10 protein-coding genes and 1 tRNA gene are annotated in these 14544 nt (G+C 71.1%); 8 read left to right on the top strand and 3 right to left on the bottom strand.

What is annotated here, in order from left to right; translation table 11 throughout:
• The first annotated feature begins 53 nt into the window (after window positions 1-53).
• From G401_RS0132640 to G401_RS50050, 8 genes are all read left to right on the top strand, one after another.
• Window positions 54-563 (top strand): hypothetical protein, encoded by a 510-nt coding sequence (locus tag G401_RS0132640; RefSeq protein ID WP_027345786.1) that lies wholly within the window; start codon window positions 54-56, stop codon window positions 561-563.
• The gene (locus G401_RS0132645; protein WP_027345787.1) at window positions 550-2670 is read left to right on the top strand and encodes a glycosyltransferase; all 2121 of its coding nucleotides are present in this window, start codon (window positions 550-552) and stop codon (window positions 2668-2670) included. Before G401_RS0132640 ends, G401_RS0132645 begins: the two co-directional genes overlap by 14 nt.
• A complete protein-coding gene (locus G401_RS50045) occupies window positions 2667-3761 on the top strand; it encodes a glycosyltransferase family 4 protein (protein ID WP_027345788.1) in 1095 nt (364 codons plus the stop codon). Before G401_RS0132645 ends, G401_RS50045 begins: the two co-directional genes overlap by 4 nt.
• Window positions 3758-4552 carry a glycosyltransferase family 2 protein gene (locus G401_RS0132655; protein WP_027345789.1) on the top strand — a complete coding sequence of 265 codons (795 nt, stop codon included), beginning with the start codon at window positions 3758-3760 and terminating at the stop codon, window positions 4550-4552. Before G401_RS50045 ends, G401_RS0132655 begins: the two co-directional genes overlap by 4 nt.
• Complete coding sequence (locus G401_RS0132660; RefSeq protein ID WP_027345790.1) at window positions 4549-8190, top strand: hypothetical protein; 3642 nt, start codon at window positions 4549-4551, stop codon at window positions 8188-8190. The genes G401_RS0132655 and G401_RS0132660 overlap by 4 nt, the downstream gene beginning before the upstream one ends.
• 4 nt (window positions 8191-8194) lie before the next feature.
• Window positions 8195-8953 (top strand): GNAT family N-acetyltransferase, encoded by a 759-nt coding sequence (locus tag G401_RS0132665; protein ID WP_027345791.1) that lies wholly within the window; start codon window positions 8195-8197, stop codon window positions 8951-8953.
• Between the two features lie 197 nt (window positions 8954-9150).
• Window positions 9151-9234 (top strand) — tRNA-Leu (locus G401_RS0132670).
• A gap of 682 nt (window positions 9235-9916) precedes the next feature.
• Entirely contained in the window at window positions 9917-10945 is a 1029-nt protein-coding gene (locus tag G401_RS50050) for a tyrosine-type recombinase/integrase (RefSeq protein WP_245601911.1), read from the top strand.
• Window positions 10946-11027: 82 nt separating this feature from the next.
• Here the strand turns inward: G401_RS50050 and G401_RS58010 are convergent, their stop codons facing one another.
• Genes G401_RS58010 through asnB form a run of 3 tightly spaced genes read right to left on the bottom strand, consistent with a single transcriptional unit; the run spans window position 11028 to window position 14376 of the window.
• On the bottom strand, window positions 11028-12086 hold the full coding sequence (locus G401_RS58010; RefSeq protein WP_051367485.1) for a tyrosine-type recombinase/integrase: 1059 nt from the start codon (window positions 12084-12086) through the stop codon (window positions 11028-11030).
• Window positions 12086-12571 (bottom strand): hypothetical protein, encoded by a 486-nt coding sequence (locus tag G401_RS0132685; protein ID WP_027345792.1) that lies wholly within the window; start codon window positions 12569-12571, stop codon window positions 12086-12088. Before G401_RS0132685 ends, G401_RS58010 begins: the two co-directional genes overlap by 1 nt.
• On the bottom strand, window positions 12568-14376 hold the full coding sequence (gene asnB, locus G401_RS0132690) for an asparagine synthase (glutamine-hydrolyzing) (RefSeq protein ID WP_027345793.1): 1809 nt from the start codon (window positions 14374-14376) through the stop codon (window positions 12568-12570). The genes G401_RS0132685 and asnB overlap by 4 nt, the downstream gene beginning before the upstream one ends.
• Window positions 14377-14544: the final 168 nt, after the last annotated feature.

A 14544-nucleotide genomic window follows, 5' to 3' on the forward strand; every position in this document is an offset into this window, starting at 1 on the left:
GGCTCGGCCGCTCTGCGACGCCAGCTCACCGAAGTGCAGGATGGCAACCGAAGGTGGCCGCCGCGATGCTGTTCACCGGTGCCGCTCTGGTGCTGTCCGCGGCCCCGGCCGCCGCCCAGGCCGTCCAGCAGCCGGTCACCGGCGTGGCGGCGCTGGCTCCGGCGTACCCGGTGCAGAACGGCGACCTGGCGATCATCAGCGGCGCGCCCGCGTCCGGCAACACCATCACCGTACGCGGAAAAGGCTTCGCCCCCGGCTCGCAGGAGGAGCTCACGGTGGCGTCCCAGACGATCGCGCTGGGCACCTTCACCGCCAACGGCAGCGGGACCACGACCGCCACGGTCACCCTGCCGTCGCTGGAGGCGGGCACGCACACGCTGACGATGCAGGGCGCGCTCGCCGGCGGCGGCACCCTGATCCTGACCGCGGACTTCACGGTCGGGGAGTCCCTGCCGACGACCGGTTCCAACCTGCCGATCCGCCTCGCGGTGATGGGCGCCGGCCTGGTGGCCGTCGGCGCGCTGCTCGTGTCGCGGCGGATGCGGCGGCATGGCTGGTCCTGAACTGCTGGACGCCCGTACAAGTGACGACCGCCGGCCCGCGCCGGCGGTCGTCGCCACACCACGGTGCCCACCCGGCGGAGCGAAGCTGTTCTTCCTGATCTGCCTCGGCCTCACGGCCGTCGGCAACGCGGTCTTCCACGCCGTCACCAGCCGCGTGCTGGGCCCGGACGCGTACGGGGCCGTGGGTTCGTTCCTCGTCGTGATGGCCGTCCTGGCGGTGCCGGCCACCGTCGCCGAGACCCTGCTGACCTCGGCCGTGGCGCGCGCGTACCAGGCCGGGCGGCCGATCCGGGTGGCGCCTGCCGTGCTGCGGGCGGCCATCTGCGGCCTGGTGGTCGGCTCCGCCGTCTTCCTGTGCGCCCCGGTCCTCAGCTCCTTCCTGCACCTGGGCTCCCCGGCCTCGGTGTGGTGGCTGGCCGCGTACTGCGTACCGCTGGCCCTGGAGACCGTGCCGTGGGGCGTCCTGTGCGGACGGACGCGCTTCGGCGCCGCGGGCCTGGCCTCCCTCACCGGTACGCTCGCCCGGCTGGTCATCGTCGTCGCCCTGGCCGGGTTCGGGGTGCCCGGAGTCATCGCCGCGGTCGTGGTCGCCGACGTGATCCGGCTCGGCCTGCTGTGGCTGTACGCGCGCCGCCGCCCCGCCGCCGTGGCCGGCCCGGCCGAGACCCTCGACGTGCCCGCCGACCGCCTGCTGTCGGGCCTGGCCGCGCTCGGCGGCGGCTGGCTGCTGCTCGGCGCGGACACGATGCTGGCCCGGCACTGGTTCACTCCCACCGCGTCCGGCTGGTACGCGGCCGCGAGCACCGCCGCGCACGGCACCTTCCTGCTCGCCGGGATGGTGTGCCTGCTGGCCGTCCCGCAGTTCGCGGCCGGATCGCCGGTCGCGGCCCGCCGGACGTTGCGGCGTACCCAGGCGCGGGTCGTCGCCCTCGGCGCGGCCGCCGCCCTCGGCCTCGTCGTCGTCGGGCCGCTCGTCGTCGGCGCGGTCTTCGGGACTGGGTTCGCCGCGAGCCGTACGCTGCTGGCGCTGCTGGCCGTGGGGACCATGGGCATCAACGCGATCTGGTTGCAGGCCCAGTTCCAGCTGGCCCGGGCCGGCACCGGCACCCTGCTGCCGTGGCTCAGCCTCGCCCTGATCGCGGTCGGCGCCGCCGTCTGGCACGGTACGCCGACGCAGCTGGCGACCGTGGTCGCCGCCGGCTCGTGGGCCGGGGCGGCCATCGCCCTGCGGTACGCGTGGAGCGCCCCCGTCGAAGCCGTCCGGCCGCCCGCCACCGCGCCGGCGACCGTGGACCTGACCGTCGTCGTGCCGTACTACAACCCGGGTGATCTGCTGCGCCCCAACGTCGTCAACCTCCTGACGTCGCTGGGGGACTCCGGGGTCACCTTCGAGGTGATCACCGTCGGCGACGGGTGCACCGACGGCAGCCCGGCCACCATCGACGACCTCGACCCCGGCCTGGTCCGGCGGATCTCCCTGTCACGCAACGGCGGCAAGGGCAGCGCGCTGCGTACGGGGCTGCGGGAGGGGCGCGGGCGCTACATCGGGTTCATCGACGCCGACGGCGACCTCGATCCGCTGCACTGGCAGACGTTCCTGGAACTGATCCGGCTCTACCGCCCCGACATGGTCATCGGCTCCAAACGCCACCCGCTGTCCGAAGTGGACGCGTACCGGGGGGTGGCGCGGCGGCTGTGCTCGGCCGGCTACCAGGGCCTGGTCCGGGTGCTGTTCCCGCACCTGCCGGTCAGCGACACCCAGGTCGGCATCAAGGTCTTCCGCCGCGAACTGCTCGCCGAGGTCCTGCCGCGGACGGTCGAACGCGGCTTCGTGTTCGACCTCGAACTGCTCGTCGCGGCCCGCCGCGGCGGCTACCGGCGCATCCTCGCCGCGCCGGTCAGCGTCCGGCACAACGGCCGCTCCACGATCCGCTGGCACGCCGTGTGGCACATGGCCGCCGGCACCCTCGCCATCGCCCGGCGGCTCTACCTCGAAGGCCGCTACGACATCCCCCGACCCCCGGCCGCCGAGCGGCCCGCCGCCTCGCCGGCGCCGGCCGAACCCCCGTCCGCCGCCCGCCCCGACCTCCCGATGGGTACCCGATGAAGATTCTCATCCTCAACTGGAAAGACCTCGCCCACCCGGCCGCCGGCGGCGCCGAGATCTACACCCACGAGGTCGCCCGCCGCTGGGTCCGCGACGGCCACGCCGTCACCCTCGTCTGCGCCGCCGTCGCCGGGCGCCCGGAGTCCGAAGTGGTCGACGGCGTCCTGGTGCGGCGCATGGGCAGCCGCCTCGGCGTCTACGGCGCGGCCCGCCGCTGGTACGCCGACCACGGCCGGGGCCGCTTCGACGTGGTCATCGACGAGGTGAACACCAAGCCGTTCGGCGCGGCCACCTGGGCCGCCGGCACCCCCGTCGTCGGCCTGATCCACCAGGTGTGCCGGGAGATCTGGCACGCCCAGGTCAACCCGCTGCTCGCCCCGGTCGGCCGGTACCTGCTCGAACCCCGGTGGCTGAGCCGGTTCCGCGGCACCCCGGTGGTGACCGTCTCCCCGTCCAGCGCGGCGTCCCTGGCCGAGCACGGCCTGAGCGACATCACCGTCGTCCCGCCCGGCCTCGACCTGCGGCCGCGGCCCGACGTCACCCGGGCGGCCGCGCCGACGCTCATCTCGGTCGGCCGGCTCAGCCCGACCAAGCGGCCCGAGCACATCCTGGCCGCGCTGCGCCTGGTCCGCCGGTCCATCCCCGACACCGAGCTGTGGTTCGTCGGCGACGGGCCGCTGCGCGACCGGCTGACCCGCCACGCGCCGGCCGGCGTACGGTTCTTCGGCCGCGTCGGCGACGAGACCCGCGACGAGCTCCTCGCCCGCGCCCACGTCCACGTCATCACCTCGGTCCGCGAGGGCTGGGCCATGGTCGTCGACGAGGCCGCCGCCATGGGCACCCCCACCATCGGCTACGACCGGCCGGGCCTGCGCGACTCGATCCCGTCCGCCGCCGGCGTCCTGACCGCCCCGAACCCCGCCGCGCTCGCCGAGGAGATCACCGCCCGGCTGCCCGGCCACGTCGAGCAGCCCGCCCCCGCCGGCTGGCGCGGCGGCACCGCCGACTGGGACCTCGTCGCCGAACGGCTGCTGGCCGCGATCGCGTCGCGTACCGGGCTGGCCCTCACGCTGACCGGAGCCCGCCGATGAGCGCCGCCGTCACCGTCGTCGTGCCCACCCGCGACACCGCGCGTACGCTCGCCGCCTGCCTGGCCAGCATCCGCGCCCAGACCCACCCGGCCGTCGAGCTCATCGTGGTCGACAACTTCTCCACCGACGGTACGCCCGACGTCGCCGCCGAGTACGCGGACCTTGTCATCCACTGTGGACCGGAACGCAGCGCCCAGCGCAACGCCGGCCTGCGCGCCGCGACGGGGGAGGTCATCGCCTTCATCGACGCCGACATGGTCCTGGAACCGCCGTTGCTCGCCGAAGCCGTCGACCTGCTGGGCGCCGACCCGGCCCCGGGTGCGGTCGTGCTCACCGAACGCAGCTTCGGCACCGGATTCCTGGCGTCCTGCCGGGAACTGGAGAAGCGGCTCTACATCGGAGCCCGTGGCGTCGAGGCCAGCCGGGTCTTCCTGCGGGCGGCCCTCGACCAGGTCGGCGGCTTCGACGAGGAGCTGATGGCCGGCTTCGAGGACTGGGACCTCGACGACCGGATCGCCGCCGCCGGGTACGCCGTCGCGCGTACCACCGGCTTCGTCTGGCACGACGAAGGCCGGATCAACCTGCGCCACCAGTTCCGCAAGAAGCGGTGGTACGGCCGGACCCTGCGCGCGTACGCCGGCCGGCAGACCCGCCGGTCCCTGTCGCCGACCGCGCTGGTCTCGCAGCCCGGACTGCTGCTGCGCCGGCCGCACCACGCCGCGGGCCTGGCCGTCCTCAAAGGCGTCGAGTACGCCGGGCTGCTCGCCGGCGCCGCCCGCCGTGCCGGATGATCCGGCTGTCCGACCGGGCCCGCCTGCTCCTGACCGGCTACCTGCTGCCGGCCGGCCTGACGGTGGCGGCCTGCACCCAGTGGTTCGGCGGCGGCCGGTACATCGCCAGCGGCGACGTGGCCCCCTACGTCCGCGACGGTCTCGGCAGCGAACTCGCCAGCCTCTGGAACCATCAGAGCGTCCCGACCGGTTCGCCCTCCTACGCCGTCACCGCCGCCCCCGACGTGCTGCTGCTACGCCTGGCCGGCCTCGTCGGGCTGCCGGGCCCCGCCGCGCAGTTCCTCGCGTACGCGATCGTCTTCGCCTTCGCCGCCCTCGGCGCCAGCCACCTGGCCGCCACCTGGGTACGCCGCCCGTGGCCCGTCGCGTACGCCGGAACGTTCGGGGCGGTCAACGCGTACGTCCTGGTGAACCATCCGAACCTGCTGCCGGTGCTGGCGATCGGCCTGGCGGGACTGCTGGCCGGGCAGTTGCTGCGGGCCGCCCGCGGCGACGAGGTACGCGCGGCGCCGCTGGCGCTGCTGACCGTGGCGACCGCCTACCTGGCGCAGAACCCGCCGCTGGTGCTCATCGTCGCCCTGGTCGCCGTCGCGTGCCCGGCGGTCGGGGCATTGTGCTGGGGCCGCCCGGCGCTGCGCCGGACCGGCCGGCTGATCCTGCGGGCGGTGCCGCTCGCGATCGTCCTCAACCTCTGGTGGCTCGTCCCGTACGCGGTCACGCTCACCGACCCCGGCGACGGGCTGCGGTTCACCGCGCAGACCGACGTGGCGCTGTGGGCCTGGACGCACGTGCGGGCCAGCTTCGCCAACGTGCTGACCCTCAACGCCCACTGGGGCTGGGACTACCCCGAGTACTTCCCGTACGCGAAACTCCTCGACGCCGGGTGGTGGGCCTGGCTGCGCTGGATCCCGGCGGCGCTGGCCATCGCCGGAGCAGTGTCGGGCCTGGCCGACCGACGCACCGCGCCCCGCCGCGCGAACCTCGTCCTGGCCGTAGTCCTGCTCCTGGTGGCCGTGTTCGCCACCGGTACGCACGCCCCGTTCGGCCCGGTCAACCTGTGGATCTTCGAGCACGTCCCGGGAGCGTGGCTGCTGCGCGAGCCGATGAGCAAGCTCGGCGTCGTCATGGTCCTCGGCTACGGCGTCCTCGGCGCGCGCGCCCTCGCGTGGCTCGCCGACACCGTCCCGCCACGCTTCGCCACACCGGCCACCGCCTGGCGGTCGCTGGCCGCCGACACCGCCCTGCCGCTGGCCGTCCTGTCCGCCGTCGCGGCCGTCGCCTACCCGTGGCCACTGTGGACGGGAGCGGTCGTGCCGCAGACGCGGACCGGCCTGCCCGGCTCGCGGGTGGCGGTCCCGGCCGACTGGCACCGGATCGCGGACATCGTGAACAAGGCCCCCGATCAGGGGCGGGTGCTGGTCCTGCCGGTCAACGACTACTACCAGGTGACGACCAGCTGGGGATACCACGGCGTCGACCAGATCCCCGTCCAGCTCCTGCGCCGCCCCGCCCTCCAGCTGCTGCCCGGCGGCTACTTCGACGCGCAGCCGGCGGTCGGCGCGCTCGTGAACGCCGTCCAGGACGACCTGCTCGCGGGCGACTTCACCGGCGCGTACGCGGCGCTGGGCCGGCTCGGCGTCGGCCACGTCATCGTCCGGTCCGACGTCACCCCGGCCCTGGCCGCCCCGAAGATGCTGCCGCAACGGCTCAGCGACGCCCTTTCCCGACTGCCCGGCAGCGAACTCGAAGCCCGGTACGCGGTCGCCGACGCCTACCGCACGACAGCGGCCGACAGCCCGGTACGCGTAGCGCAGCGGTTCGCGCAGGTGCACGCGGATACGACCGGACGGGCGCTGCTGGGATTGCCGGCCGACACGGCGATCGTCGGCACCGGCGGTGGTTCGGCTTCTGCGGACTCCGGACCGCGTGGCGCGCAAGGGAACGTCGCCGCAAGTCTCGCCGACGGGTCTACTGCAGGTTTCGGCGACGGGGGAGAGGACGCCGGGCTCTTGCGGGGCGGGGTGTGGGCGATCGACGGCCAGGCCGGCACCGGCACCATCGACCTGCCCCGCGCCGGCGCCGTGACCCTCAACCGGCCCGCCGCCACCGATCCCGTCTACTGGGCCCGCACAACCGGCAAGACCCTCCGGCTCACCGACGCCGAGAAGGTCACAGTGGACGGACGCGCCCTGCCGGCCCGCCCACCGCTGACCATCCGGCTGCGCACACCCGGCGCGGTCGCGCTCGCGGTGAACGGCCTCCCGCAGCCGCTGCCCGCCGCCGGAACCCCGGTCCGGATCGGCGCCGCGACGACCGTGGGCGCGTACGCACCCGTGCCGCACGGCACCACCCAGGTCCGGTTCGGCCCGCTCGGCGACTGCGCCCGCGGCGCCGCCGACCCCCGGCTGTCGATGACCCGGCCCGACCCGCGCACCCTGCAACTCGCCGCCTCCGCGGACGCCGCCTGCGTCAGCGGCCCCGTCCGCTCGGTGGCGGGCGCGGCCGCGTACCGGGTCCGGCTCGACGTCCGCTCCGTCAGCGGCGCCCCGCCCCGCATCTGCCTGTGGCGCGACGACACCGGCTGCGTCACCACCGACCAGCCCGCGTACACGCCCGGCGACGGCTGGCGGCAGTTCCAGACCGTCGCCCTGCTCGCGCCGAGCGCGTCCCCGATGCAACTCTTCCTGTACGCCGACGGCGCGGGCACCCGTACCGTTGTGCAGTACCGCAACGTCCGCGTCGACGGCCTCGCCCTGACCGGCCGCGCCACCCTGACCGGACAGGCCGCCCCATCGAGCACCCTGCGGCTGCCCGCCGGCAGGCACCAGGTGACGTTCGGCGCCGAACTCGCCGGGCAGTCCCTGGGCGCGTTCTCCGCCCTGCAGGACTGCTTCGCCGACGGCAAGGCCGACCAGGGCCGCGCGTACTCCATCGTGGACGGTGCGATGCGGCTGGCCGCGCGTACCGGAACAGCGTGCGTCCGCGCGGGCATACTGGGCACGATCGTTGCCGGCACCTACCAGATCAAACTCGACTACCGCACCGCCACCGGCCAGCCGCCGCGCATCTGCGTCTGGCAGGAAGGCCCCGACCGCTGCGCGCCCACCCCGGCACTCACGCGCTCCACCGGCTGGCAACACCTCGACACCACCCTCCGCGTCGAGCCCGGCACCCGCCACCTCTTCCTCTACCTGTACGCCGACGGCGGCGCGGCCGACACCACCACCGTCGAATACCGCGCGCCGATCCTGCGACCGTCCCTGTCGACGGTGCTCGTCGCCGCGCAGACCGACACCATCGGCCCGACCTCGACGACCACCGTGACCCCCATGGCCGCCAGACCCGACCGCTTCCAGGTACGCGTCCGCGAACTCGGCGGCACCCGCGTCCTCGTCCTCGCCGACAGCTACGCCGACGGATGGCACCTCGACGGCCTGCCCGCCGGCTGGAAAGCCACCCACGTCGTCGCCGACGGATACGCCAACGGCTGGATCCTCACCGGCGACGGCGATGCCACGCTGACACTCACGTACCAGCCCGCGACCCTGGGATACCTCGCCCAACTCGCCTCGGCCACCGCGGCCCTGTGGCTCCTGGTCGCCGGCCTGGTTCGCCGGGTCCGCAGGCGCGTACCGTGACTTCGTGACCTTGGTCGATCCCGACGCCCGCGCGCTGGCCGAGAACCACTTCGCCTTCATGGCCGCCCAGCGGGGCACCCTCCGGCGTACGCCCGACACGGTCGAACTCGCCGGCCGGGCCGAGTTCCTGTCCTGGTGGACGCCCCTGACCGAGTCAGCCGAGATCCCGCCGTCGACGGGCTGCGTACGCGTCTTCCCGTGGAACTCCTCGTGGGCGTCCCGGCTACCCGATCTCGGCTTCCGCGAGGCCGGGCGCCTCTCATACATGACGGCGCCGGTTCGCGTCGTTGAGCTGCGGCTGCCGGAAGGGGTCGTGATCGAAGCCGTCGACTCCGACGAGGCAGCCGCTGTGTTCGCCCAGACCCAGGCCGCCGGATTCGCCGACCCCGGCGACTCCGCCGACGACGCGGCCTGGTGGGAAGAACTCTTCCGGCAGGTGGTCGTCGACAACTACGACGACCCCGAGCAGACCTTCTACCTGCTCCGCTGCGACGGTACGCCGGCCGCGGTCACCCTCACCGTCTCGACCGACCACGTCACCGGCGTGTACGCAGTGGCGACTGTTCCGGCGTACCGGCGCCGGGGGTTCGCGAATCTGCTGCTCCAACGGGTGCACGAAGACGCGTACGCGAGAGAGGATGCCTGGCTCACGTTGCAGGTGGAGCCGGGCTCGGACGCCGAGCGGCTCTACCTGGCGGCGGGTTTCACGGTGAGCTTCGCCTCCCAGCTGTACGCGCGGCGCGTGCTTGACGGCGGCGTGTGAGGCTTTGTCGCCTTGCGGTCATTGTGGGGGATAGCGGCGCCAGAAGGTGCTCTGACCTGCGGTGACGACTGTCCGCGACACGAACCGGATACCCGTTGTGCATGATCACCCGTGGCCGTGTACAGTAATCCCTCGTGCGGCTGAGCCGGACACCAAGGACATGATGTCCCTGGTGGGCGGGCAGTCGGACACCACCGGTCCGGGTGGCGGAATGGCAGACGCGCTAGCTTGAGGTGCTAGTGCCCTTAACGGGCGTGGGGGTTCAAGTCCCCCCTCGGACACTCACACACGGGATACACGCCGGTTTTACGAACCGCGTGTCCGAGCGCACTTGGACACGCGAGACCAGCACCAGGCACCCCTCTTGCGGGGCACAGGTCACCCTCCGGTGGCTGTCATGACCCGCTCACTTCCGAAGTTGGCGCCGCTGCTGCTCCCCTTTGGCGACACCGGCAGCGACCTCCGTGCACCGGGTGGCGAACTCGGTGCACCGAGTTCGGAGCGGCCGGAGCGGCCACTGGGACCGCCGCCCGCGATGGTTCCGCTCATCCGTACCGATACGAGTGGCGTTCGATACGACTTCGCCCATGCCGACCGGGACGGACGCCTTGCGATCCGAGCGACCGCTGAAACGCTGGGCTGGTCGGGCGACACTCGCCTGTCTGCCGACGCCTGCGACCTAGGGATCCTGGTCTCAACCAGTCCCTCCGGACGTCTCAGACTGCGCGCCGGCGGACGCCTACGGATACCAATCGCTCTGCGCAGGCGAAGTGGCTTGGCCAGCGGAGCACCAGCGCTTCTCGTCGCTGACTCCGGTCGCAACCGGTTGACCATCTACTCGATGACCGCCTTGGACGCCATGATCGCCAGTTGGTCGGCGGAGAAGGGCGGTGATCAGCGGTGACCGCAACACCCAGCGTCTCGGACATAGCTGCGGCTCGCATGCTTCTGGAGAGGCTCAACGTGAGCCTGGACGACCTCCTCGCCGACGTGGACGGCACGTCGGAGCGGAAGGCCGTTCCTACCTTCGCGGAGTTCATCCCCGACGCACGAAGAGCGACGAGCGCCGGTTCTCTCAAGGCATACGACACGTACTGGAAGAGGCTGGAGGAGAAATGGCCTGAGCGACGGCTGAGCGAGCCGTCGACCATGGAGTTCATCCAACTCGGAGAATGGTTGAAGGCCAACCGTACCGTTCGCCGCACAGACCGGGGAGGCGACGGAGTGATCGAAAACTTCGTAGGAGCGGTGCGCCGGTTGTACCGCCTCGCACGTGCCGCCGGTCACATCGAGGAGCGGCGGGATCCCTCCCTCGCGCTACGCAAGCCCGACCGTCCCGCCTCGCTTCGTCGACCGTTGGTACATGAGCGGCTGACGGCACTGGGCCACGTCGCGGGCTCGACTGGCGACGACCCCGAACTCGACGTCCTGATCATTCGGCTGCACAGTGAGACTGCCTGCCGACGAGGCGGAGCCCTTGCCCTGCGACCCAACGATCTCGACCCCGAACAGTGCCTCATTCTCCTGCGCGAGAAGGGCAAGTCCGACCGATGGCAGCCGATCTCCAGGTCTCTCATGGACGGGCTCCGGCATCACGCCACCACCAGGCACGCACCGTCCGACGGTCGTCTTCTGCGATACAAGGACGGATCGGCTATCACGCATCGTCGGTGGGACGGCTTGTTCGTGCGGCTCGGCAAGCACCTTCCATGGGTTCTGCGGGAGAACGTCAACTCGCACTGGATCCGTCACACGATCCTGCAATGGGTGGAACGCAACTTCAGCTACGCGATCGCACGTCGCTACGGTGGCCACGATCGCCGCGCCAGCAGCGATCGGTCGAGCATCGGCAGCACGATCGTGTACGTGAAAGCGACCCTGGAAGAGATCGCGGCAGCACTCTCAATCCTTACCGGAGAAGAGCATCCGCTGGCTGACCGGCGGCTCCTCGACCGATATAGGTCCGAGGCCCCACAAACGACCACTGTGTAGCAGGTCGCGCGTGCGGCGAGCTTACGACCGCCGCACGCGCGCCCCTGGCAGCGCATCTCATCGCCGTTCGCGCCATCTCCGGCTACGTCGGCCCCCGCCGAGCCCATCCAGCATCGTCGTGCGCCAACAGCGGGTGATGTTCCCGTGTCAGCGCGGAGAGCGCCGCCGCCACCTCGTAGATGTCCGCCCGAACGTAGGTCGTGGTCGTTCCGGCGTTACTACGGCGGTCGTTGTGGCCGGCATACGCTCTGGCAATGGCGTAGCTGAAGGTCCGCTCGACCCAGGTCAGCGTCGTCGTTCTCAGCCAGTGCGTACTGACTCCCTGAGCCCGCACCCACGGGATCTCCTTGCCGAGCCGGTTCCAGAGGTAGTCATAGCGCCGCCGAGTGATGGGCTTGCCGTTGCGCGTGCGAAGCAGCTGACCTTGCTCATCGGCGTTGCCGCGCTGCTGAGCATGACGCACGAGAGCGGCCATGAGCGTTGGCGACACCGGCTGATCACGTTCCGTTTCACCCTTCTCCCGCAGCCGGATCAAACACAGTTGCTGGTTGAGGTCAACCGGCCGCAAGGCCAGAGCCCCGCCGCGCCGGCACGCCGTTTCCTCGTGCAGGCGTAGCAGTAGGCTGTCGAGCTGTGGATCGTTTCCCGTCGCGGCCGCGACTTGGTTCACGTCGGCGAGTTGAGTGGGTGTGAGGGCGTACCTGTTACTGGGCAGACGTCGAGGCTTCTCCACACCGCCTGCCGGGTTATCCGCGGTAGCGAGGTAGCCGTCGCTGATTGCGAAGCTATACAGGCAGCGGAATGCGGCGACCATGTGTTCCATGGCCGTTCGCCCGCCTCGCGCGTTCCGACGAACCACCACCTGACTCTTGATGTCCAGGACGAACTGCTTGACTTCGGTGTGGGACGGCTCGTCGATAGTCCGGTGTCCCCACGCCAGTTTCAGCTTGCGCCAGTAGGTTCCGTACACACGGAGGGTGCTGGCCGGCACGGCGGTGGAGACGCGATCCACATACTCTGCGAACGTCGGCACGGTTCGAGGTGTCTTCGTGGACAGGAGCTGCTCGGGGCGGACTCCGAGCCGGTCTAGAAGCGCCTGGATAGCCTCGATGTCAGCGGCCGCGCCTTGGATTTTGTCCATCACTGACCCGTTTCGCGCTGCTCGTAGCCGTAGCGGATCCACCGCTGAACGGCGTAAGGCGCAAACGCCAGAAGCGCAGCACAATCTGGCGGAACGACCAACAAAAGTTGTGTGCTCACCGCGAGGTCGCATGCACGCCGCGTTGCAAGCGGCAGCCGCAGCAGCCCCTTCGCGGTTATTGCCTGCGGACCTCCGGCCGTCACAACGAGGGCGCCCGCCGGCGGGTCGGCCACGACGGTGACACGTCCAGTCGTCCACCCTAGATGGCGAGCAGCGGCGCGTACGGAGATCCGTCCATCGCTATCCATGATGACCGTCGACAACCAGATCGCGTCGCCGTCGGTTCTTGGAGTCACGTCGGCCACCGGAAGCGCACCAGGGATCGCATCGGCCGGCGGAGCCAGCCCCTCGACGAGCGACCTCGAACCCAGGACGTCGAACGTGAGCGCTGGCACGATCGCCGACGGTTCGCCGTTATAGCTCATCGGATCCTCACTCCCCGAAGGAAGTAGTTGAGCTCCAACAAGTAGGCGACATGCTGCAGAGGCGTCCAACTATGCAGTTCGCCGGCGTGCCGGTCGAGCATCGCGGCGACGTTCCGAGGGTTGATCAGGTGCAGGATGGGTGAGCGGGGGGTGGCCAGGACGTCGCGGAGCTGCTGCCATAGCGCGTCGCGGTAGCCGGTGGTGACGCTGGCTGGGTAGCCGCTCTTGCGTCTCCAAGCGACCTGGGTTGGGAGCAGGTCGGCGACCGCCTCCCGGAGGACACCCTTCTCCATGCGCCGCGATGGGCGCATGTCGGCGGGGATGTTCCAGGCATATTCGACGAGCCGGTGGTCGAGAAACGGGACTCGGGCTTCGACGCCAGCGCGCATCGAGAGCCTGTCCTTGCGCCGCAACAGGAACGGGAGGTAGAAGACGACGGTCAGCCAGTCCGTCTCGCGTTGACGGCGGTCACGGCCAATCTCACCGGCGGGTAGCGGCATCTGTTCCAGGGCGGCGCGGCGCCGGGTGGCAATATGCCGGCTCGGGCGCAGGGCGCGCAGAGTGTCGCGGTTGAGTAGCGCGGTGAGCGGTTCATATGTGCTGTGCCAAGGGAAACGGCCCGGCTGATGGTCGCCGGCGTCGAGATCATGCCAGCGATACCCGCCGAACAGTTCGTCCGCGCCCTCACCGGACAGCACTACACGCCGGTCACGGCTGATCCCGATGAACAGGTGCAGCAGCGAGGCGTTGATCGGCGTGAGGCTCGGCAGGTCCATCGCCTGCCGGGTCGCAGCGTGCGCGGCGAGGAGGTCGGCGGTGGACGCGGTGATCGTGCGGTGCTCGCTCTTGATGTGCTCGGCAGCCAGCAGTGCCGCAGGATGGTCGTCGGAGTTGTGGAACGACGACGCGGCCCGTGCGGGCTCGGCGTGCATCAGGTCGTAGGTCCATAGTTGCTCGCCGCCGAGGTACTGGGCGGCGAGGGCCGCGACGGCGGAGGAGTCGACGCCGCCGGACAGTAGCGAGCCGACTGGGACGTCTGCCTTGATCTGTTCGTCGACGGCCGCGGCGAGGAGTTCGCGTACGCGGCTGATCGTCGTTGCGCGGCTGTGTTCGTGGCGGTGGCTCGTCAGTTGCCAGTACACGGTCCGGGAGAGTCCTTGCCGGTTGTAACGGACGATGGTCGCTGGAGGCACCTCGTGGATCTGGCGCAGGATTCCGTGGCCGGGTGTTGTCATGGGGACCATGGCCAGCAGCTCAGTTAGTCCGTCGTCGTCGATCTCGGCCGGGAGCATCGGGTGTGCGAGCAGCGCCTTGTGTTCGCTGCCGAAGATCAATTCCCCGCCGAGTAGAGCGAAGTAGAGCGGCTTCACGCCGAGCCGGTCGCGGACGAGTAGCAGCGTGTTGGTGGAGGTGTCCCACAAGGCGTACGCGAAGATGCCGCGCAGATGTGTCGGGGCCTGAGCGCCCCACTGCTGGTGGGCGTGCAGGATGACCTCGGTGTCGCTACGACTCCGGAAGGTGTGCCCGGCCGCGCGGAGTTGGCGACGAAGTTCGTCGTGGTTGTAGATCTCGCCGGAGAACGACAACACAAGGCTGCCGTCGCCGCGGTCGACGGTCATCGGCTGAGTGCCGCCGGCGAGGTCGACGATCGCCAGGCGGGTATGGCCGAGAGCGGCTCCGTTGTCGGCCCAGACGTCGGCGGCGTCTGGGCCTCGGTGTTCGAGAGTCTTGATCATCGCGGTGACGGCGATGCGATTGCGAGTGGGCCCTTGCCACTGAGTGACGAGGCCAGCGATGCCGCACATGGGTTTCCCCCGTTGGGAACGAAGGCTGCGCACGCGAGCGTGCGCCGCAGGTGGGTAAGTCGTGGTCGGAAGAGCTGTCAAGTCGCAGCGTGGGAGCAGCCACTGACCGTTCGGCGGTCCGCGATGAAGGCGCCGGCTTGATCGCAGGTGACTGGTTCAAACGCCAGC

Source organism: Hamadaea tsunoensis DSM 44101, assembly GCF_000428945.1.
Classification (GTDB): Bacteria; Actinomycetota; Actinomycetes; order Mycobacteriales; family Micromonosporaceae; genus Hamadaea; species Hamadaea tsunoensis.

Excerpts from the sequence above, each read along its gene's own strand:
- G401_RS0132660 (WP_027345790.1), top strand. The coding sequence starts at position 4,549 with ATGATCCGGCTGTCCGACCGGGCCCGCCTGCTCCTGACCGGCTACCTG.
- G401_RS0132645 (WP_027345787.1), top strand. The coding sequence starts at position 550 with ATGGCTGGTCCTGAACTGCTGGACGCCCGTACAAGTGACGACCGCCGG.
- G401_RS0132685 (WP_027345792.1), bottom strand. The coding sequence starts at position 12,571 with ATGAGCTATAACGGCGAACCGTCGGCGATCGTGCCAGCGCTCACGTTC.
- G401_RS50045 (WP_027345788.1), top strand. The coding sequence starts at position 2,667 with ATGAAGATTCTCATCCTCAACTGGAAAGACCTCGCCCACCCGGCCGCC.
- G401_RS0132655 (WP_027345789.1), top strand. The coding sequence starts at position 3,758 with ATGAGCGCCGCCGTCACCGTCGTCGTGCCCACCCGCGACACCGCGCGT.
- asnB (WP_027345793.1), bottom strand. The coding sequence starts at position 14,376 with ATGTGCGGCATCGCTGGCCTCGTCACTCAGTGGCAAGGGCCCACTCGC.
- G401_RS58010 (WP_051367485.1), bottom strand. The coding sequence starts at position 12,086 with ATGGACAAAATCCAAGGCGCGGCCGCTGACATCGAGGCTATCCAGGCG.